This is a genomic window from Candidatus Symbiopectobacterium sp. NZEC135 (genome assembly GCF_025962695.1).
Genome location: NZ_JAGFPF010001023.1, coordinates 1 through 771 on the forward strand (window position 1 = coordinate 1; position 771 = coordinate 771).

The window sequence follows — 771 nt, forward strand, 5'->3', positions numbered from 1 at the left end:
CCAACAACGGCGGGTTGGTTCAGCGCACCGATTCCGGAGAATGTGTGGCGCAAACGCCGCTGAGCTTTGACGACTACCTTTACTGTGAAGCGCTTTCTCGCGCATTGAACGTGCACCTGCATGCGTTGGACTTCAACACCGTCTATACCGCCAATAAAGACATCAGTCGCTATACCGTTTATGAATCGCACCTGACGGGCATGCCGTTGAAATACCGGGCCGTTGAGGAGATGGACCGCACCCTGACCTTCCCGAAGGTGATGATGATTGATGAGCCAGCGCTTCTGGATAACGCGATTCGCCACATTCCTGACGAAGCCCGAGCGCGCTACACCATTATCAAGAGCGCGCCCTACTATTTAGAGATTATGGATAAGCGGGTTAACAAAGGCGAAGGCGTGCGTTTGCTGGCGGAGTATCTTGGACTGACAGCGGAAAACGTGATGGCGATTGGCGATCATGAAAACGATCTGGCCATGATTAGCTATGCAGGCACTGGGGTTGCCATGGGGAACGCCATTGATGAGGTCAAGGCGATCAGCCAATTTGTCACCCGTCCTAATACGGAAGACGGTGTGGCCTACGCGATTGAAAAATTTGTCCTGAAAACAGCGCATTGAGTTGTGCTGACCATAAAAAAACGGCGCTTCTCCGTGAGGGAAAGCGCCGTTTTTTTGGGCTACAGCGGGTGATTATTTGTAGATAATCGCTGTGCCGCGCAGCAGGTCGCTACCGGTGGTGTTGGTGATAGAGAAGGCTTTCGCGCCTGCT

The 771-nt window shown here is 53.0% G+C and carries 2 protein-coding genes; one reads left to right on the top strand and one right to left on the bottom strand.

Annotated elements, in window-relative coordinates; genetic code table 11:
* A partial coding sequence (yidA, locus tag J5224_RS32170) for a sugar-phosphatase (RefSeq protein WP_264629012.1) occupies positions 1 to 620 on the top strand: 620 nt, incomplete at its 5' end.
* Between the two features lie 72 nt (positions 621 to 692).
* Here yidA and J5224_RS36025 read toward each other — a convergent pair.
* Positions 693 to 771: YdgH/BhsA/McbA-like domain containing protein (locus J5224_RS36025; RefSeq protein ID WP_413544758.1), on the bottom strand; the 79-nt coding region annotated here is incomplete at its 5' end.